The organism is Burkholderia sp. AU19243, from assembly GCF_018148075.1.
Classification (GTDB): Bacteria; Pseudomonadota; Gammaproteobacteria; order Burkholderiales; family Burkholderiaceae; genus Burkholderia; species Burkholderia latens_A.
Genome location: NZ_JAGSTV010000011.1, coordinates 43,768 through 62,268, shown reverse-complemented (window position 1 = coordinate 62,268; position 18,501 = coordinate 43,768). Strand labels below are relative to the sequence as shown.

The 18,501-nt window shown below is 66.5% G+C and carries 20 protein-coding genes; 14 read left to right on the top strand and 6 right to left on the bottom strand.

Going from position 1 to position 18,501, the window contains the following annotated elements; all coding sequences use genetic code 11:
• The first annotated feature begins 2 nt into the window (after positions 1 to 2).
• From KDW55_RS20415 to KDW55_RS20395, 5 genes are all read left to right on the top strand, one after another.
• Positions 3 to 743, top strand: a complete 741-nt coding sequence (locus KDW55_RS20415; protein WP_080294523.1) for a methyl-accepting chemotaxis protein — start codon at positions 3 to 5, stop codon at positions 741 to 743.
• Positions 740 to 1,324 (top strand): hypothetical protein, encoded by a 585-nt coding sequence (locus tag KDW55_RS20410; RefSeq protein WP_040139562.1) that lies wholly within the window; start codon positions 740 to 742, stop codon positions 1,322 to 1,324. The genes KDW55_RS20415 and KDW55_RS20410 overlap by 4 nt, the downstream gene beginning before the upstream one ends.
• 22 nt (positions 1,325 to 1,346) lie before the next feature.
• Positions 1,347 to 2,306, top strand: coding sequence for a chemotaxis protein CheX (locus KDW55_RS20405; RefSeq protein WP_059546626.1), 960 nt, complete (start codon positions 1,347 to 1,349; stop codon positions 2,304 to 2,306).
• 46 nt (positions 2,307 to 2,352) lie between these two features.
• On the top strand, positions 2,353 to 2,718 hold the full coding sequence (locus tag KDW55_RS20400; protein WP_040139564.1) for a response regulator: 366 nt from the start codon (positions 2,353 to 2,355) through the stop codon (positions 2,716 to 2,718).
• 228 nt (positions 2,719 to 2,946) lie between these two features.
• On the top strand, positions 2,947 to 3,741 hold the full coding sequence (locus KDW55_RS20395; RefSeq protein WP_212160992.1) for an enoyl-CoA hydratase: 795 nt from the start codon (positions 2,947 to 2,949) through the stop codon (positions 3,739 to 3,741).
• 197 nt (positions 3,742 to 3,938) lie between these two features.
• Here the strand turns inward: KDW55_RS20395 and alr are convergent, their stop codons facing one another.
• Positions 3,939 to 5,060, bottom strand: coding sequence for an alanine racemase (alr, locus tag KDW55_RS20390; protein ID WP_212160993.1), 1,122 nt, complete (start codon positions 5,058 to 5,060; stop codon positions 3,939 to 3,941).
• A 317-nt stretch (positions 5,061 to 5,377) separates the two neighbouring features.
• On the opposite strand from alr, the gene KDW55_RS20385 reads away from it, so the two are divergent.
• The 9 genes from KDW55_RS20385 to KDW55_RS20345 all read left to right on the top strand — a co-directional run bounded on the left by KDW55_RS20385 (position 5,378) and on the right by KDW55_RS20345 (position 13,761).
• Positions 5,378 to 5,749 carry an MAPEG family protein gene (locus KDW55_RS20385; RefSeq protein WP_040139567.1) on the top strand — a complete coding sequence of 124 codons (372 nt, stop codon included), beginning with the start codon at positions 5,378 to 5,380 and terminating at the stop codon, positions 5,747 to 5,749.
• A 718-nt stretch (positions 5,750 to 6,467) separates the two neighbouring features.
• Positions 6,468 to 7,220 carry a glutamine ABC transporter substrate-binding protein GlnH gene (gene glnH, locus KDW55_RS20380; protein WP_209822406.1) on the top strand — a complete coding sequence of 251 codons (753 nt, stop codon included), beginning with the start codon at positions 6,468 to 6,470 and terminating at the stop codon, positions 7,218 to 7,220.
• Positions 7,221 to 7,286: 66 nt separating this feature from the next.
• Complete coding sequence (gene glnP / locus KDW55_RS20375; RefSeq protein ID WP_040139569.1) at positions 7,287 to 7,943, top strand: glutamine ABC transporter permease GlnP; 657 nt, start codon at positions 7,287 to 7,289, stop codon at positions 7,941 to 7,943.
• Positions 7,940 to 8,668, top strand: a complete 729-nt coding sequence (glnQ, locus tag KDW55_RS20370; protein WP_040139570.1) for a glutamine ABC transporter ATP-binding protein GlnQ — start codon at positions 7,940 to 7,942, stop codon at positions 8,666 to 8,668. The genes glnP and glnQ overlap by 4 nt, the downstream gene beginning before the upstream one ends.
• 20 nt (positions 8,669 to 8,688) lie before the next feature.
• A complete protein-coding gene (locus KDW55_RS20365; protein ID WP_069242832.1) occupies positions 8,689 to 9,747 on the top strand; it encodes a C45 family peptidase in 1,059 nt (352 codons plus the stop codon).
• Between the two features lie 15 nt (positions 9,748 to 9,762).
• Positions 9,763 to 11,097: an aspartate aminotransferase family protein gene (locus KDW55_RS20360; protein WP_209825587.1), complete on the top strand. Its 1,335-nt coding sequence runs from the start codon at positions 9,763 to 9,765 to the stop codon at positions 11,095 to 11,097.
• A 25-nt stretch (positions 11,098 to 11,122) separates the two neighbouring features.
• Positions 11,123 to 11,677 (top strand): carboxymuconolactone decarboxylase family protein, encoded by a 555-nt coding sequence (locus tag KDW55_RS20355; RefSeq protein WP_040141063.1) that lies wholly within the window; start codon positions 11,123 to 11,125, stop codon positions 11,675 to 11,677.
• Between the two features lie 204 nt (positions 11,678 to 11,881).
• A complete protein-coding gene (gene lpxO / locus KDW55_RS20350; protein ID WP_069243506.1) occupies positions 11,882 to 12,781 on the top strand; it encodes a lipid A hydroxylase LpxO in 900 nt (299 codons plus the stop codon).
• 170 nt (positions 12,782 to 12,951) lie between these two features.
• A complete protein-coding gene (locus KDW55_RS20345) occupies positions 12,952 to 13,761 on the top strand; it encodes an extensin (RefSeq protein WP_212160996.1) in 810 nt (269 codons plus the stop codon).
• Between the two features lie 114 nt (positions 13,762 to 13,875).
• Here the strand turns inward: KDW55_RS20345 and ahpF are convergent, their stop codons facing one another.
• The 5 genes from ahpF to KDW55_RS20320 all read right to left on the bottom strand — a co-directional run bounded on the left by ahpF (position 13,876) and on the right by KDW55_RS20320 (position 18,443).
• The gene (ahpF, locus tag KDW55_RS20340; protein WP_040139574.1) at positions 13,876 to 15,474 is read right to left on the bottom strand and encodes an alkyl hydroperoxide reductase subunit F; all 1,599 of its coding nucleotides are present in this window, start codon (positions 15,472 to 15,474) and stop codon (positions 13,876 to 13,878) included.
• 122 nt (positions 15,475 to 15,596) lie between these two features.
• The gene (ahpC, locus tag KDW55_RS20335; RefSeq protein ID WP_040139575.1) at positions 15,597 to 16,160 is read right to left on the bottom strand and encodes an alkyl hydroperoxide reductase subunit C; all 564 of its coding nucleotides are present in this window, start codon (positions 16,158 to 16,160) and stop codon (positions 15,597 to 15,599) included.
• Between the two features lie 494 nt (positions 16,161 to 16,654).
• A complete protein-coding gene (locus tag KDW55_RS20330; RefSeq protein ID WP_040139576.1) occupies positions 16,655 to 17,020 on the bottom strand; it encodes a type II toxin-antitoxin system VapC family toxin in 366 nt (121 codons plus the stop codon).
• Between the two features lie 163 nt (positions 17,021 to 17,183).
• A complete protein-coding gene (locus KDW55_RS20325; protein WP_040139577.1) occupies positions 17,184 to 17,402 on the bottom strand; it encodes a ribbon-helix-helix protein, CopG family in 219 nt (72 codons plus the stop codon).
• 147 nt (positions 17,403 to 17,549) lie between these two features.
• Positions 17,550 to 18,443, bottom strand: coding sequence for a LysR substrate-binding domain-containing protein (locus KDW55_RS20320; protein ID WP_040139578.1), 894 nt, complete (start codon positions 18,441 to 18,443; stop codon positions 17,550 to 17,552).
• Between the last annotated feature and the right edge of the window lie 58 nt (positions 18,444 to 18,501).

The window sequence follows — 18,501 nt, the reverse complement described above, 5'->3', positions numbered from 1 at the left end:
TCGTGCAAGCGTGGATGATTCATGTCGGGTGCGCGTTGGCGGGCGGCCTCGTGGTCGCGGCGATCGCCGCGATCGTCTGCCGGATCGCGCGTGCGCGGCTCGTCGCGGCGATGACGCGCGAAGCCGACGCATTGCGCAACGCGCTCGGCGCGGCGCAAACGCGCGCAGACGAAGCCGCGGCCGCGCATGCCGAAGCGGCGCACGCATGGGCCCGGCGCGAAGCGGAGCTGGAGGAGCGCGTCGCGCGCGAGGCGGCCGATGCGGGCGAACGGCGCGACGCGCTGCAGGCGCTCGCGGCCGAACGCGCTGCGTTGTCGCAGCATGCGACGAAACTCGCCGACGAGGCGGCCCGGCTGCGCGGGCTTGCCGGCACGTTCGAGCGCTGGCACGAACAGATGATTTCGCTGACCACGCAGAACCAGGACATGCGCACGAAGAATCAGGAATTGTCCGCGATCGTCGCGCATGTATCGATCGTATCGCTGAACGCGTCGATCGAAGCCGCGCGCGCGGGGGCCGCCGGACGCGGTTTCTCGATCGTCGCAAGCGAGGTGCGCGGGCTCGCCGCACGTTCGCAGCAACTGTCGAACAGCTATCGCGACAGCCTGAACCGCAACGACCTCGTGACGGCCGCGACCTTCCAGGACATCCAGGCCGGCGGCAAGATGATCACCGCCGCGCTCGCGACGGTCGAGACGCTCGCTGGGCAACTGCATGCACGGCTCGAAGGAGCGGCAGCGTGATCAGCGCGCAGGCCCGAGCCGCTTTCGAGCGGATCTTCTTCGATGCGGCGCGCACGCGGCTCGCGTCCGGCGGCGCATGCGAGATCCGGCCGGTCGTCGTCAATACGCACGACGTGCCGCACGATTCGCCGCGCGCGAGCGCGCGCGCGACGCCGAAGGTCGCCGAGCACGTCGCGGTGCTGACGATCTCCGCGCTGTATTTCCGGCTGTTGCTCGCGCTGCGCTTTCGCGAGGACGAGCCGACGCGCCGGCATTTCGCTGCGTCGTCTCCCGGCTCGGGCACGCAGCGGCCGCTGCCCGAAGCGTTCATGGAGGTCGCGAACCTGTGCTGCGGCGCGATCAACCAGGCATTGACGATGCCGTTCCCCGATCTCGGGATGTCGACGCCTTACCTGCTGAGCGGCGCGAGCGTCGACTATCTGCCTGCGCTGAATCCCGATCACGTGGCCGCTTATGACGTGACGCTCGACGGCGACGTGCGGATCGGTGCGACGCTGTGCGTGTGCGCGAATGCGCCGGTCGACTTCCACGTGCCGGAAGCGGCCGCTGTCGACACCGGCGGCGAACTCGAACTGTTCTGACCGATTCCGAGGACTTCCGGAGATGACCGTAGACCAACCCGTCAGCAAGGTGCTGGTGCTCGACGACAGCCGCGCGCACGCGGCGGCGATCAAGCGCTTCTGCGACGAGCACAACCTCGTTGGCCTTACCGTGCGGCGCAACCGGCTGCTGAAAGTGCTGCGCTCGAACATCGATCTCGGCGCGATTCTGCTCGCCGAGGACTACGGCGGCTCGCCGGCCGAAAGCGCGATCGTCGCCACGCAGATCGACGCGCTGCGGCCGGAACTGCCGATCATCCTGCGCCGCACGTCGGACGCGGCGCGCGATGCGCTGCCCGCTGCACTCGCGCGCGTCGCATGCGCGGCCTACGCCGCCGACGATCTGACGCCGCTCAAGCGCGCGATCGGCGAATACCTGTTCAGCCGCGACTACCCGAACGCGCTCGTGCGAGGCATCGCAGAGATCACCGAGGCGCGTCTCGACGGCCTGTTCCCGGGCATGACGATCGAGCGCGACACGCCGTGCATCGTCCGCGACCAGATCATCTTCGGCGAAGTGTTCAGCCTGATCGCGCTGGAAAGCGCGTGGTGCCGCGGTTACATGCTGTTGCAGACGAGCGAGCAGCCGCTGCTCGACATGATCGGCGGCACGCGCGACGACGGCCGCGCACCTGATTTCCGCGACGTGAACAGCGTGCTGGGCGAACTGACCAACCTCGTGTGGGGCGCGTTCAAGAACCGTTATCTCGGCGACGCGGAGGCGCTCGCGCGGCATCCGGTGCAGGTGCCGCTCGTCGTCAATCACAAGCAGAAGTTCATTTCGTTCGGCGGAGACTGTCCGCAGCTCTGCTTCAAATACCGGATGACCGACCCTGCATCGGGGCGCTCGGTGCAGCTCGACCAGCGTTTCGTGTTCAGCCTGAGCTGGTCGCCGGAAGATTTCCGCGAGTCGGTGCACGACGTCGGGCCGATGGTCGAGTCGGGCGAACTCGAACTGTTTTGAATGGCATATCGACTGTTGAAGTCGGCAACAACGAAAGGGGAAGACGATGGCAAAGATTCTGGTGGTCGACGATTCGGGTACGGTTCGCGATGAAGTCGCGGGTTTCCTGCGCAATCACGGGCTCGACGTCGCGACCGCGGTGGACGGCAAGGACGGGCTCGCGAAGCTCAAGGCGACGCCGGGCGTTCGCCTCGTAATCAGCGACGTGAACATGCCGAACATGGACGGCCTGACGATGGCCGAGAAGATTCGCGGCGAACTGGCGAACGCGTCGGTCAACATCGTGATGCTGACGACCGAAAGCAGCCCGGCGATGAAGGAGCGCGGCAAGGCGGCCGGCGTGAAGGGCTGGATCGTGAAACCGTTCAAGGGCGACGCGGTGCTCGACGCGCTGAAGAAGCTCGCGGGCTGACGGCGTGCGCGGGCGGTGCGCCGCCGTCGGACGGCGCCTCGCCGAGCAACCGGCGGCGAGCGCCCGGCTCGGCGGCGCGCGTAACGTGCAGCGCATGCCGGCGGTCGCCCCGCTGGACGTCGCCCGCAATGTGGCGCACGATTCGTGATCATGCCGATCGCGAACCGGGGGCGGCAGTCGCCCCCGCCATCCGTTCGCGGCCGATCCAATCTCGTCGAGCGGAGCAACATGGAGTCCAGTCACGACACATCCGAGCCGATTCTGCTGCGCGACGTGCGCGACGGCGTCGTCACGCTGCGCCTGAACCGGCCGCACCAGTTCAACGCGCTGTCGGAGGCGATGCTCGCAAGCCTGCACGACGCGTTCGACTCGCTCGCTGCCGATTCGCACGTACGCTGCGTCGTGCTTGCCGCCGAGGGCAAGGCCTTCTGCGCGGGCCACGACCTGCGGCAGATGCGCGGCAGGCCCGAACTCGCTTACTACCGCGCGCTGTTCGCGCAATGCAGTAACGTGATGCTGGCGATGCGCGCGCTGCCGGTGCCGGTGATCGCGCGCGTGCAAGGCATTGCGACGGCGGCCGGCTGCCAGCTCGTCGCCGCATGCGATCTCGCGATCGCTGCCGACACCGCGCGCTTCGCGGTGTCGGGCATCAACGTCGGGCTGTTCTGTTCGACGCCGGCCGTCGCGTTGAGTCGCAACGTGTCGGCGAAGCGCGCATTCGACATGCTCGTCACCGGGCGGTTCGTCGATGCGGCGACGGCTGCCGCGTGGGGGCTCGTCAACGAAGCGGTGCCGGAGGACGCGCTCGACGCGGCCGTCGCGCGCAAGGTCGCCGAGATCGTCGCGAAGAGTCCGGCGGCGGTGCGTTACGGCAAGCAGATGTTCTACCGGCAGCGCGAGATGGCGCTCGACGATGCGTACGCGTTCGCGGGCGACGTGATGGCGCGCAACATGATGGAAGAGGACGCGGGCGAGGGAATCGACGCGTTCCTGGAAAAGCGCAAGCCGACTTGGCGGTCGTAACGCGGTGAACTGCGATAGCGTGCATGCGCGTTCGCGGCACCGATCGGTATCGCGCTCGTTGCGCGCAATCGCCGTACATCGTTGAAGGGTCGCAGCGGCAAGCCGGCGCCCGGCGCAGCCGGGAACGAGTTCGCACGATCGGGGCGTGTAAAGACCACCAGCACACACACGACGCGCAGCTGCGCTTTTGCCGTGCGTTATCGCCCGTAGCTGCCGGTGCGCGGCGCCGGCTGCACCGCCGCCGCACCGGGCGGCACGATCACGACCGGCACGCGGCGCGCGAGCGCGCACATCAGCTCGTAGCCGATCGTGCCGCTGGCTTGCGCGACGTCGTCCACCTTCACCTGATCGCCCCACAGCTCGACGCTCGAGCCGATGCCCGCGCTCGGGCACGGTGTCAGGTCGACGGTCAGCATGTCCATCGACACGCGGCCGACGACGTGCGTGAGCACGCCATCCACCGAGATCGGCGTGCCGGTCGGCGCATGGCGCGGATACCCGTCCGCATAGCCGCACGCGACGACGCCGATCCGCATCGGCCGGTCCGCCGTAAAGCGGCGGCCGTAGCCGACCGTTTCCTGTGGGGCGAGCGTCTGCACGCCGATGATCTTGCTGGTCAGCGTCATCGCGGCCGTCAGCGGCGTGTCGGCGATATGCCGCGACGCCCCCGTCGGCGAAGCACCGTACAGGATCGTGCCGGGCCGCACCCAGTCGCGGTGTGCGCCGGGATGCCACAGCACGGCCGCGGAATTCGACGTCGAGCGCTCGCCCGGAATTCCGGCGGTGGCGGCGTCGAACTGTTCGAGCTGCCAGTCGACTTCGCCTTCGTCGGCGTTCGCGAAATGCGTCATCAGCGTGATCTTGCCGATCGACGGCGCGGCTGCGGCGCGCTCCCACGCGGCGCGGAACGCGTGCGGCCGGTAGCCGAGCCGGTTCATTCCCGAGTTCATCTTCAGCTGGATGTCGATCGGCTGCTGCGGCTTCGCGGCGATCAGCAGGTCGAGTTGCTCGTCGCAGTGCACGGCAACGGTCAGCCGATGGCGATCGGCGAGCTCGACGTCGGCCGCCTCGAAGATCCCTTCGAGCAACAGCACCGGTTTGTTCCAGCCGAGCTCGCGAACTCGAACGGCTTCGTCCAGATCGAGCAGCGCGATGCCGTCGGCGGCAGCGAGGCCCGGATAGATCCGCTCGATCCCGTGACCATATGCATTGGCCTTGACCACGGCCCACACGCGCGATTGCGCGGCGGTGCGACGGACGAACTCGAGGTTGTGGCGGACGGCGTCCGGACGGATATGGGCGACGATGGGACGGGGCATGGTCGGGCTCGGGTAGAAAGTCGTTCGGCGCGCGCACGATGGCGCCGCGCGGGTCATCGGGGCTGGCGCGCAAATGCGTGGAGCCAGTGTTGGCCGCTATCTTATTGGTGTTCGACCAGTTTTAATTAACGTATTTGTCGATGATTTGGTGGAAACTGTTGCGTCGCCCGCGTGACACCCGTATGCCGCCGCGGCCGTCGGACGCTCGCAATGCCGAGTCTCCCGTCTAGAAAACGGGTACGCGAACCGGGCGGCGCAATGCTAAGCTCTGCGCGACCTTGCCATTGTTCGATGTAATCATAAAAGGAGGAGACTGGATGACGACGTCCCAACTGTGCCTGTTCATCGTCGCGCTGTTGCCATTCCCGATGACGTTCCTGGCGAAGGCCCGCAAGGGGTACGACAACCATGCGCCGCGCGAATACCTGGCGAAGCTCGAAGGCTGGCGTGCGCGGGCGCAGGCGGCCCACCAGAATTCATGGGAAGCGTTCGCACTGTTCACGGCCGCGCTGGTGGTCGCCTGGCACAACGGCGCGAACCCGCAGCACGTCGACCGGCTCGCGATTGCATTCGTCGCGATCCGCGTCGTCTATGCGCTGATGTATCTGCTGAACTGGGCGACGCTGCGCTCGCTCGTGTGGTTCGGCGGAATGGCCTGCGTCGTCGCGCTGTTCTTCGCGACGCCGTGATCGCCGTGACGCGCGCGCATTCAGGAACCCGCGAGGCCCGCGCCGGCAACGTGCACGGGCGCGCTGGGCGCCGCACACGCGGCTGCCGTTGGATGCGTGCGCAACGATCTTCGCGAGCGTGAGCGTCGGCGCGCCGGCTTCGCGGCGCGCGACCAGCGCGAGCGGCACTCGTATCCCGACACATACCGGAGCAGCGCGAGGCTGCAGGCCAGCAATACGGTTTCGCGCATCTGACGTTATCGGCGGCGCGCGGCCGGTGCGCGCAGATGCACGATCGACTCCGCTGCGCCGCGCAACCCGTACGTGCGGCCGGAGACCGTGTTGGGCGGCGTCACCTTCACTCATCCGGACCGTCGCGCGCACGCACGCTCCTTGACTGGCTCCCCAGCCGCCATCCCGATTCGCCGATCGCGACGACCCTGCCGCAACCGTGTGGCCACACGTCGAGCCATCCGTGCTTGCGCGCCCGCAACCGCCCGCCGCTCGCCACCGTTTCGCGTTTCCCGCCGTCATCCCTTTTCCTCCGACCAAACCCGTCAGGGCGGGGTTTGTCTGGATGCATTTTCCTGTTGAGGTTTTTTTTGTTGTCGTAGTATCCGCATTGACAACACTTGTTGCACTAAGGTCTAATTGGACATCGCATGTTGCGGTGCGGCTTGATGTCGTCGTTCCCCGGCCAGCCGGCCGGTTACATCGCTCAACCATGCGGAGAAAAGTCATGATTCGCCGTTCCTTCCTGAAAGCCGTCGCGGTCGCAGCCGCGCTCGGCGCCAGCATCGCCCACGCGGATACGAAGACGCTCGTCGTCGGCACCGATACGTCGTTCATGCCGTTCGAGTTCAAGCAGGGCGACAAGTACGTCGGCTTCGATCTCGACCTGTGGGCCGAGATCGCGAAGGACCAGGGCTGGAAGTACACGATCCAGCCGATGGACTTCGCGGGCCTGATTCCGGCACTGCAGACGCAGAACATCGACGTTGCGCTGTCGGGAATGACGATCAAGGAAGAGCGGAAGAAGGCGATCGATTTCTCCGCGCCGTATTACGACAGCGGGCTCGCGGCGATGGTGCAGACGGGCAATACGTCGATCAAGTCGATCGACGACCTGAACGGCAAGGTCATCGCCGCGAAAACGGGCACCGCGACGATCGACTGGATCAAGGCGCACCTGAAGCCGAAGGAAATCCGCCAGTTCCCGAACATCGATCAGGCGTACCTTGCACTCGAGGCCGGCCGCGTCGACGCGGCGATGCACGACACGCCGAACGTGTTGTTCTTCGTGAACAACGAGGGCAAGGGCAAGGTGAAGGTCGCGGGGCAGCCGGTCAGCGGCGACCAGTACGGGATCGGCTTCCCGAAGGGCAGCGCGCTCGTGCCGAAGGTCAACGCGTCGCTCGTGAAAATCAAGGCCGACGGCCGCTACGCACAGATCTACAAGAAGTGGTTCGGCGCCGAGCCGCCGAAGATGTGAGCGTGACGCCACAACGTGGCGCGGCCGGGCGGCCGCGCCGGTCTTGAATCGAACGGGGAGCAACGCGTGAATTTCGATTGGTCGGCGATCTGGGCGGCGCTGCCGGACCTGATGGACGGGGTCCGGCTGACGGTGTTCATCGCATTTTTCGGGCTGGTGGGCGGGTTCGTCGTCGGGATGATCGCGGGCATGTTCCGCGCATACGGCCCGAAAGCGATGAACGTGCTCGCACAGGTTTATATTGAATTGATCCGCGGCACGCCGATCGTCGTGCAGGTGATGTTCCTGTACTTCGCGCTGCCGCTGCTCGCGCATATCCGCATCGACGGCCTGACGGCCGCGATCATCGCGATCACGGTGAATTCGGGCGCGTATCTCGCGGAGGTCGTGCGCGGCGCGCTGCTGTCGATCCCGAAGGGACTCACGGAGGCGGGGCTCGCGATGGGCCTGTCGATGCCGCGCGTGCTGTTGAAGGTGGTCGGGCCGCTTGCGTTCCGGCGGCTGATCCCGCCGCTCGGCAACCAGTGCATCGTGAGTCTGAAGGACACGTCGCTGTTCATCGTGATCGGCGTCGGCGAGCTGACGCGCAAGGGCCAGGAAATCATTGCCGGCAATTTCCAGGCGGTCGAGATCTGGACCGCGGTAGCCATCATCTACCTGCTGCTGACCGGCGCGATGACGCTGACGCTGCGGCTCGTCGAAAAGAGGATGCGCATCTTATGAGCATGATCGAATTCCAGAACGTGTCGAAGAGCTTCGGCCACGTGCCGGTGCTCAAGCATATCGACCTGAAGATCGACGCAGGCGAAGTGGTGGTCGTGATCGGCCCGTCGGGCTCGGGCAAATCGACGATGCTGCGTTGTATCAACGCGCTCGAGAAGATCACCGGCGGCGAGCTGCTGGTCGACGGCCAGAGCGTGCGCGGCAACGCGTCGACGATCCGCAATATCCGGCTCGAAGCCGGCATGGTGTTCCAGCAATTCAACCTGTTCCCGCAAATGACCGCGCTGGAGAACGTGATGTTCGGGCCGATCCAGGTGCGCGGCGCGTCACGGGCCGACGCGCGCGACCAGGCGATGGCGCTGCTCGACAAGGTCGGCCTCGAATCGCGCGCGAATCACTATCCGTCGGAACTGTCGGGCGGGCAGCAGCAGCGCGTCGCGATCGCGCGGGCACTGGCCGTCCGGCCGCGGCTGATGCTGTTCGACGAGCCGACGTCGGCGCTCGATCCGGAATTGCGCCACGAAGTGCTGAAGGTGATGCAGGATCTTGCGACCGAAGGGATGACGATGATCGTCGTCACGCACGAGATCGGCTTCGCGAAACGGGTCGGCACGCGGCTGCTGTTCATGGATCAGGGCGGCATCGCCGAGGACGGTCATCCGGCGGATTTGATCGACCGGCCGCCAACACCGCGCCTGAAGGAATTCCTGAAACACGTGTCGTGAACGAACCCGAATCATCTGCCATGCCGCTTTCCCTTTCCCCCGTCATTGCCGGCACGCCGTTCGACATCGGCGTGCGTCTCGGCGAGCTCGCCCGGCCCGAGTTCGACGCCTACATGCAGCAGAGCGGCGCGTGGCATGCCGTGCGCCGCTGGCGCGGCCACCCGTTCGTCGCCGCGCTGCGGCAGGCCGCGCTCGCCGCGTATCCCGAACTCGTTGCGGAGCTGGACGGGATCGCGGCCGGCGTCGGCTGGCCGGCCGACGACATCTTCCTGTGGAATTGCCGCGGCGAACTGATCCACAACGCGCCGGACGGCTGCACGACGCTCGCTGCACGCGGCGCTGACGGCACGCGCTGGATCGCGCACAACGAGGACGGCGATCCATACCTGCGCGAGCGCTGTCTGCTCGTCGACGTGCAGCCGCACGGCAAGCCGGGCTTCATCAGCTTCTATTACCCGGGCTCGCTGCCCGGCCATACGTTCGCCGCGAACCGTGCGGGCGTCGCGCAGGCGATCAACAACCTGCGGATCCGCACGCCTGCGCCCGGCGTGCCGCGAATGGTCCTCGCGCGCGCGGTGCTCGACGCGACGTCGCTCGATGCGGCCGCCGACGTGTTGCGCAAGCACGCGCGCGCAAGCGGCTTCCACCACACGCTCGGCGCGACCGGCGATACGCGGCTTCTCAGCATCGAAGCGAGCGTCGCGCGCTGTTCGGTGCTCGAAGTCGCAGGGATCGCCGGCCACGCGAATCATCTCGTGCATCCGGGATGCGATGCGGAAGCGCAGATCGTCACGCAGTCGTCCGGCGATCGCCAGCGGCGCGTGGACGAGCTGATTGCGCGCATGCCGGGCGGCGATACGATCGACGAAGCGGCGCTGCTGCGCGTGCTTGGCGATCGCGCACCGGAAGGGCTGCCGATCTATCGCGACGATCCCGCCGACCCCGACGACGAAAACACGCTGGCGACGGCAGTGTTCGCGATCCACGACACCGCGATCGACGTCACGATTCATCAACACGGCACGCAGCGCTTCGCGACGCGCATCGTGTCGTCCGCGCGCGCGCGCCGCGCGTCCTGATCCATGAGGCAACGCATGACGACCGTTTTTCATCGCGCACCGCGCGCCACCTTGCCCGTCGCCGTCGCAGGCGACGGCATCGAGATCATCGATTCGACCGGCAAACGCTATATCGACGCGTGCGGCGGCGCGGCCGTGTCGTGCCTCGGCCATAGCAACCAGCGCGTGATCGATGCGATCAAGCGACAGGCGCAGCAGCTGCCGTACGCGCATACGTCGTTCTTCACGACCGACGTGGCCGAGGAACTGGCCGACCGGCTGGTCGAGGCCGCGCCGGCCGGGCTCGAGCACGTTTATTTCGTGTCGGGCGGCTCCGAGGCGATTGAAGCCGCGCTGAAGCTTGCGCGTCAGTACTTCGTCGAGAAGGGCGAGCCGCAACGGCGCCACTTCATCGCGCGCCGGCAGAGCTATCACGGCAACACGCTCGGCGCGCTCGCGATTGGCGGCAACGCATGGCGGCGCGAGCCGTTTCTGCCGCTGTTGATCGAAGCGCATCACGTGAGCCCGTGCTACGCGTATCGCGACCAGGCCGCGGGCGAGACCGACGAAGCGTATGCGCAGCGTCTCGCCGACGAACTCGAGCGGAAGATTGTCGAACTCGGCGCGGAAACCGTCGCGGCGTTCGTCGCGGAAACGGTGGTCGGCGCCACGGCCGGCGCGGTGCCGCCGGTGCGTACCTACCTGAAGAAGATTCGCGCAGTGTGCGACAAGTACGGTGTGCTGCTGATCCTCGACGAAATCATGTCGGGGATGGGCCGCACCGGTTATCTGTTCGCTTGCGACGAAGACGGCGTCGCACCTGATCTGCTGACGATCGCGAAAGGGCTCGGTGCGGGCTACCAGCCGATCGGCGCGACGCTGGTGAGCGATCGCATCTACCGCGCGATCGTCGACGGCTCAGGTTTCTTCCAGCACGGTCACACGTATCTCGGTCATGCAACGGCATGTGCGGCCGCGCTCGAAGTGCAGCGCGTGATCGCCGAAGAGAAGCTGCTCGACAACGTGAAGGCGCGCGGCGAGCAGTTGCGCGCGTCGCTGCGCGAGCATTACGCGACGCATCCGCATGTCGGCGACGTGCGCGGCCGCGGGCTGTTCGTCGGCGTCGAGCTCGTGCGCGATCGCGGCAGCAAGGCGACGTTCGATCCGTCGCTGAAGCTGCATGCCGCGGTCAAGCGCGAGGCGATGCAGCGCGGACTGATGGTGTATCCGATGGGCGGTACGATCGACGGCGTGCACGGCGATCACGTGCTGGTCGCGCCGCCGTTCGTGTGCACCGCGCAGCAGATCGATGCGATCGTCGAGCGGCTGTCCGCATCGATCGATGCGGCGCTCGTATCGGTTGGCGCATGAACCGCCACACTACCGGATCATCACCATGACGGACAGACTTCCTCAGTTCGACCCCGCGTCGGCATCCGACGAGCAGAAGGCCGTGCTCGCCGAGATCCTGAGCGGCCCGCGCGGCAACCTGAACGGGCCGTTTCTCGGCTGGATCGCGAGCCCCGAGCTCGCCCGGCACGCGCAGCGGCTCGGCGCGTTCTGCCGCTATCGCACGGGCCTGCCGCTGCGGCTGTCGGAGCTGGCGATACTCGTGACGGCCGCGCGCTGGCGCTCGCAGGCCGAGTGGCACATCCATCATCCGATCGCGCTCGACGCGGGTGTGCCGGCCGCGACGGCCGACGCGATTCGCCGCGGCGTTGCACCGTCGTTCGAATCGGACGACGATGCGCTGATTCATGCATTCGCGACCGAGCTATATGACACCCGGCGTGTGAGCGATGCGACGTTTGCGCGTGCGCGCGCGCGTTTCGGTCACGAGACGGTCGTGAACCTTGTCGCGCTGCTCGGCTATTACGCGCTCGTTGCGATGACGCTCAATACGTTCGATATGCGCGCCGACGGACAAACTGATTTGCCGTTTCCGGAATAATCGCAGCGGGCGCGTGCGGCGGCCGCATGCCGCATGCGCGCCGATTGCGCCGAAAGGCTATTCTGCACGGGCTTTTTGCGTTTTTGTGTGAGTCGATGCGCGTTCGGAGCGCCTCCGTCGCGCGCATCGCATTGCCCGCGCTTCAGTGCACGAAATTTTTCCCGTACCTAGAATTCCGGAAAACGGCTTACGGGGGAAATGTCGATGCGGTGGGTCCTGTTGATCGTGTTCATTGTGTGTGTCGTCTACACGCATCGGCGCGGCAAGGTTCGGCACAGACTGTTCAGACAGCTGTCCGACCATTCGACCTTTACCGCACCGCTCAACTGCTTTTGCTACGCATTGTCGTCGGTGCCGACCACGCCGTTCCTCGATGCGCGGCACTTTCCCGAACTGGCGGTGTTGCAGCGTGAATGGCGCACCATTCGCGACGAAGCGCTCGCGTTGCGCGATGCGAGCCGGATCAAGGCGTCCGGCGAGTACAACGACATCGGTTTCAATTCATTCTTTCGCAACGGCTGGAAGCGTTTCTACCTGAAGTGGTACGACGCGCCGCATCCGTCCGCGCAGGCGCTGTGTCCGCGCACGGTCGCGATCCTGGCGCGTATTCCGTCGATCAAGGCCGCGATGTTCGCGCAGCTGCCGCCGGGCGGCAAGCTCGGCCTGCATCGCGATCCGTATGCAGGTTCGCTGCGCTATCACCTCGGGCTCGATACGCCGAACGACGACGCATGCCGGATCGTCGTCGACGGCGAGTCATACGCGTGGCGCGACGGCGAGGCCGTAATGTTCGACGAGACCTATCTGCACTGGGCCGAGAACCGTACCGCACACGATCGCGTGATCCTGTTCTGCGACATCGACCGGCCGATGAAATACCGGTGGGCGCAGCGCATCAACGACGCGTTCGGGCAACTGCTGATGCGCGCGGCCGCATCGCCGAACGAAACCGGCGACCGCACCGGCGGGCTCAATCACGCATTCAAGTATCTGTATGCGATCCGGCGGGCAGGTAAGCGGCTGAAGGCGTGGAATCGCACCGTGTACTACGTCGTCAAGTGGGTGCTGTTCGGCGGGATCGCGGTGGCCGTCTTCTGCATTTGACGCACGAGGGGGCGAGCGGACGTCGAACGGTCTGACGAAAAGGCTGGACGGCGTTATATGGCCCGCCGGTGTTGGGTCGCCATCAATGCAACCAAATGTATTCGCGCGGGATCGCGCGCGGACGCGCGGGTATCATGGCTTGTTCACGTCGATAAGCTCGGTGAGCAAGCATGACTAGTACCCGAAAGACCTTGATGATCGCCGGCGGATTGCTGATTGCCGCGGCAGGCACCGGCTACGTGATGTTACTGCGTGCGGACCACCGCGCGATCGCGGAGGCCGGCATCGGCGACTCCGCTCCACCGGCCGCCACCGTGGCGGCCGTCGATGACGGGCACACCGCGCAGGGCACGATCGTACCGCCTGCGCACGTCGCGGTCCCTTCCGCACACGTCGATGACGCCGTGCCGCAACAGGCGGCCGTCCCGCCGCCGGCCGCGCCCGCGGCCCACACGCGCGCGGCTCCGGCAGCGGCGGCAGCGGCGGCAGTGGCGGCCGTCATCGCCGCGCAGGCGCCGGCCGCGAAACCGGCCGCGCCACCTCCTGCGGTCCATGTGGTGACGGTCGAGCCCGAGAATGCGACCCCAGCGAAGAACCGGTCCGCACAACCGGCGCAGCCCGCCCAGCCGACGCAATCCGGACCGTCAGTCCAGTCAACCCAGGCGAGCCGGCCGGCGCAGCAGGCGTATCAGCCGCCGCAGCACGCCGTGCGCAAGCGTGACGGGCTCGAGCGGCATGCAGCGGCCGCATCCGCGATGAAATCGGAAACGCCCGAAACCGCCGCCCTCGTGCGCGAATCGGCGAAGCTCGATCCGTCGTTGCCGCCGCCGCAGTACGTACCGCCGCCGAGCGCGGACCGATCGCATGCGTCTGCCGGAGCGAATCCGGTCGCCGCCGCGATGACCGACCAGCTGGTCCGGCAGTCGAGCAGCTTCAAGGCGTCCGCGCCAGCCAATACCGGGCCGGCCGTCGCGCAGTGACGGGGCAGGCGCCGCGTCCACGCCGCACCATTCACTGTCGCACGAAAAAAGACCCCGGACGCCGACCAGGGCGTGCGGGGCCAAGAGAGACGAACCGGTGAGGTGCGTCGCGCGTTACGCGGCGATCGCTTCTTCGGCCTGCGGCGCGTCGGCCGCGGCCGGCGTCGCATCCTGCCGGATCAGGTGATCGAATGCACCGAGCGAGGCCTTTGCACCTTCGCCGACCGCGATCACGATCTGCTTGAACGGCACCGTCGTTACATCGCCGGCCGCGAACACGCCCGGCACCGATGTCGCGCCGCGCGCATCGACGACGATCTCGCCGTGCTTCGACAGTTCGACCGTGCCCTTCAGCCATTCGGTGTTCGGCACGAGGCCGATCTGCACGAACACGCCTTCGAGGTCGACGCGCTTCGTTTCACCGGAGCGCAGATCCTTGTAGACGAGCCCGTTCAGCTTGCTGCCGTCGCCGGTGAGCTCGGTCGTCTGCGCCTGCGTGACGATCGTCACGTTGGGCAGGCTGCGAAGCTTGCGCTGCAGCACTTCGTCCGCGCGCAATTGCGCGCCGAACTCGATCAGCGTGACTTCCTTCACGATGCCAGCCAGATCGATCGCGGCCTCGACACCCGAGTTGCCGCCGCCGACCACCGCGACGCGCTTGCCCTTGAACAGCGGACCATCGCAGTGCGGGCAGTACGCGACACCGCGGTTGCGGTATTCGCGCTCGCCGGGCACGTTGATTTCGCGCCAGCGCGCGCCGGTCGCGAGGATGATCGTCTTCGCCTTCAGCACCGCGCCGTTCGCGAGGCGGATCTGGTGCACGTCGCCCGGAATCAGCGCGTCGGCGCGCTGCACGTCCATGATGTCGACGTCGTATTGCTTCACGTGCTGTTCGAGCGCGGCCGCGAACTTCGGGCCTTCGGTTTCCTGCACCGACACGAAGTTCTCGATCGCCATCGTGTCGAGCACCTGCCCGCCGAAACGCTCCGCGACCACGCCCGTCGCGATACCCTTGCGCGCCGAGTAGATCGCGGCCGCTGCACCGGCGGGCCCGCCGCCGACGATCAGCGTGTCGAATACCGGCTTGTTCTCGAGCGATTTCGCGGCACGCGCGCTCGCGCCGGTATCGAGCTTCGCGAGGATCTCCTTCACGCTGCTGCGACCCTGGCCGAACGACTCGCCGTTCAGGAACATGGTCGGCACGGCCATGATCTGGCGTGCGTCGACTTCGTTCTGAAACAGCGCGCCGTCGATCGCGACGTGGCGGATGCGCGGATTGATCAGCGACATCACGTTCAGCGCCTGCACGACTTCAGGGCAGTTCTGGCACGACAGCGAGAAATACGTTTCGAACGCGTAGTCGCCGTCGAGCGCTCGGATCTGCTCGATCACATCGTCGTCGAGCTTGATCGGATGGCCGCCCGTTTGCAGCAGCGCAAGCACGAGCGACGTGAATTCATGGCCCATCGGGATGCCGGCGAAGCGGATGCCGGCCGGCTTGCCGGGCTCGCCGATCGAAAACGACGGCTTGCGCTCGGCGTCGTCGCGGCGTTCGGTCACGGTCACGCGCGACGTCAGCGACGCAATCTCGTTCAGCAGCGCAAGCAGTTCCTGCGACTTCGCGCTGTCGTCGAGCGATGCGACGAGTTCGACCGGGCGCGTGATTTTTTCGAGGTACGCTTTCAGTTGATTCTTGAGATTGGCATCGAGCATGGCGTTTCGGATTCCGTATTGATGAGGCTGGTCGGGCACGTCGTGCCGGAGGAGGGCGCGGGCCGCGCGACGCGGCCCGCATCGCGACACGCACGCGCCGTGCGGCGCGCGCGGTGCGATCGTCAGATCTTGCCGATCAGGTCGAGCGACGGGGTCAGCGTTTCGGCGCCGGGCGTCCACTTGGCCGGGCACACTTCACCCGGGTGCGCCGCAATGTATTGCGCAGCCTGCACCTTGCGCAGCAGTTCGCCTGCGTCGCGGCCGATGCCGTTGTCGTGGATTTCGCACAGCTTGATCTCGCCTTCCGGGTTGATCACGAACGTGCCGCGCAGCGCCATCCCTTCTTCCTCGATCAGCACGTCGAAGTTGCGCGACAGCGTGAGCGTCGGGTCGCCGATCATCGGGTACTTGATCTTGCCGATCGTGTCCGACGTGTCGTGCCATGCCTTGTGCGTGAAGTGCGTATCGGTCGACACGCCGTAGATTTCGACGCCCAGCTTCTGGAATTCGTCGTAGCGGTCGGCGAGATCGCCGAGCTCGGTCGGGCAGACGAACGTGAAGTCGGCCGGGTAGAACACGACGACGGACCACTTGCCCTTGAAGTTCTCTTCGGTCACGGGCACGAAGTCGCCGTTGTGGTATGCGGTTGCCTTGAACGGTTTGATCTGGGTGTTGATGATCGGCATCTTGCGAGTTCCTTTGCTTGGGTGTTGATGAAGTGTTGCCAGTATCCGGGTTCACCCTTGGTTTGTGAAATTGCTTGTTTCAATCCGCGGCATCGGGAATTTCTATCCGCTTCCGGCCCTGGTTCCGGCGCCGCGCCCGCGCGAGTTCGCGGGTGTCATGCGCGGCGTGAGCGCGCGGCGCGAAATCGGCGCAGGCGTCGCGGGCGGCAACGCGGCGAAGACCGGTGGGGCGTTGGGGTGTTCGCTGCGTGCGAGCTAATGCGCGAGCGCTCGCGACGCGACGTCGGCGTCATCGTGGAGCGTGCATGGGCATACCGATCGCTGTTGCGCGCGTCGATGCGCACCGAGCGACTCGCGGCGTCGGACGGTGCCGGTAGCTGGCGGTGGTGGTTGCCCGGACGAACGATCGCCGTCGTGTGCCGCCGGAGAGATGGGTTGTGCCGCAAGCGCGGGCGGAGATCCGGCACGTGCCGCGGACTCCGCGCTCGCGCCCGCTACAGCTGATAGGGCGCCCGGATGCCGGGTTCGGTGACGGGAAAATCCTTCGTGTTGCGCGATACGAGCAGCAGCCCGTTCACCTGCGCGGACGCCCACACGATCGCGTCGGGCAACCGAATGCGGCGTTCCTTGCGGATCGCTACCGCGCGACTCGCCACGATGCCGTCGAGCGGGATGATGTCGAACGACGACAGCCACGCGCGGATCGCGGCGTCGTCGGTTGCCGTTGCGCCAACCAGGACTTCCATCCAGGTCACCATGCTGATCGCGCGATACTCGTAGCGGGCAAGCTCGCCGCGCGCGGCCTCCACACCACCGAGATAGTCGATCAGGATGTTGGTGTCGAAGAGGGCATTTACCATTCCGCGCGCAATGCCTGCTGATACGCGAGCCCGTCGGGCGCGCGCGTTTTCCAGAGCCCGAATACCGTGCCGCGATGCGGCGGCCGAAGCCGTGCGAGATGGGCGTCGGCCGGAACCGGGCGGCCCCGGCATTCGGGGACGCGGTGGGTGTCGATGAGTGCTTTTACCATTCTGAACGCAGTGCCTCCTGATAAGTGAGCCCGTCGGCCGCGCGATCCTTCCACAGGCCGAATACGGTGTCGGCATGCGCTCGCTTGTGCTGCGCGATATACGCGTCGATCGCATCGCGGATGATCGCGGCGCGAGGGCGTTGCTCAGTTTCGACGATGGCGGCCAGCTCGTCGAGCTGGCCATTCGACAGGTCGATCAGGATGCGGCTCATCGCAACCTCCGATATGTGATATGCATATCATATATACATCTGCCGGCGCCCGCAACGCACGGAGGCGGTGGGCGATGCAGCGGCGAGTTGCGCTGGTCAGGCGCCGTGCAACGTCCGGCAGTGTCGGGCAATGTCCGGTAGCGCGGTTCAGGCGGCCATTCGCCTCAACCATTCGGCCAGGCGCCTCGCACCGTCGGGCGTGTCGGCATCGTCGCGCGTGCACAGGTAGTAATCGCGTCCGTCGTCGAGCGCGTGGTCGAACAACTGCACGAGCTCGCCGCTCGCGAGTTCGCGCTCGACCAGCGGTGCGCGCAGCAGCGCCGCACCGAGATCCGCGCGTGCTGCGCTCAGCGTCAGTTGCCCGTCCTCGAACATCGGTCCCACCGCATGCGACACATGCCGCACGCCGGCGCCCTGCAGCCAGTTGACCCATGTGCTGCGATCCTCGTCGTGCACGAGCGGCGCGTGCGCGAGATCGGCAGGCGTGCGGAAAGGCCCGTGGCGCTTCAGGAACGACGGGCTGCACATCGGCACCATCGCACCCGGCAGCAGCCGCTCGCAGCGATAGCCGGGCCAGTCGCCGGTGCCGAAACGGATCGACAGGTCCGACGCATCGCTTCGGTAGTTGCGGTGATGTGCATACAGCACGGTCACGTCCACGTCGGTGTTCTCGGCGAGGAACGCGTGCAGCCGCGGGATGAACCAGCCTATGCCGAGCAGCGGGATCAGGCTGATCGTGATCTGCCGCAGCGACGAGCGGTCGCGCACGAAGCGCGTCGCGCTGCGCAGCACCGAGAACGCGGCGCTGATCGAGCGGTAGTAGTCGCGGCCTTCGTCGGTAAGCGCGAGCAGGCGGCCCTCGCGCACGGTCAGCGGCGTCTGGATGAACGCTTCCAGCAACTGCAACTGATGGCTGACCGCGGACGGCGTGATGTCGAGCTCGTGCGCGGCCGCCGTGACCGAGCCGAGGCGCGCGAATGCCTCGAACGCGCGGACGGCTCGCAACGGCGGATCGTGCGGCAATTGTTCGATATTTTTCATGTATCGAATTTTATCGAAAAGTCAGGGTAAGCGACAACCAAAAAATATCGCTTATATA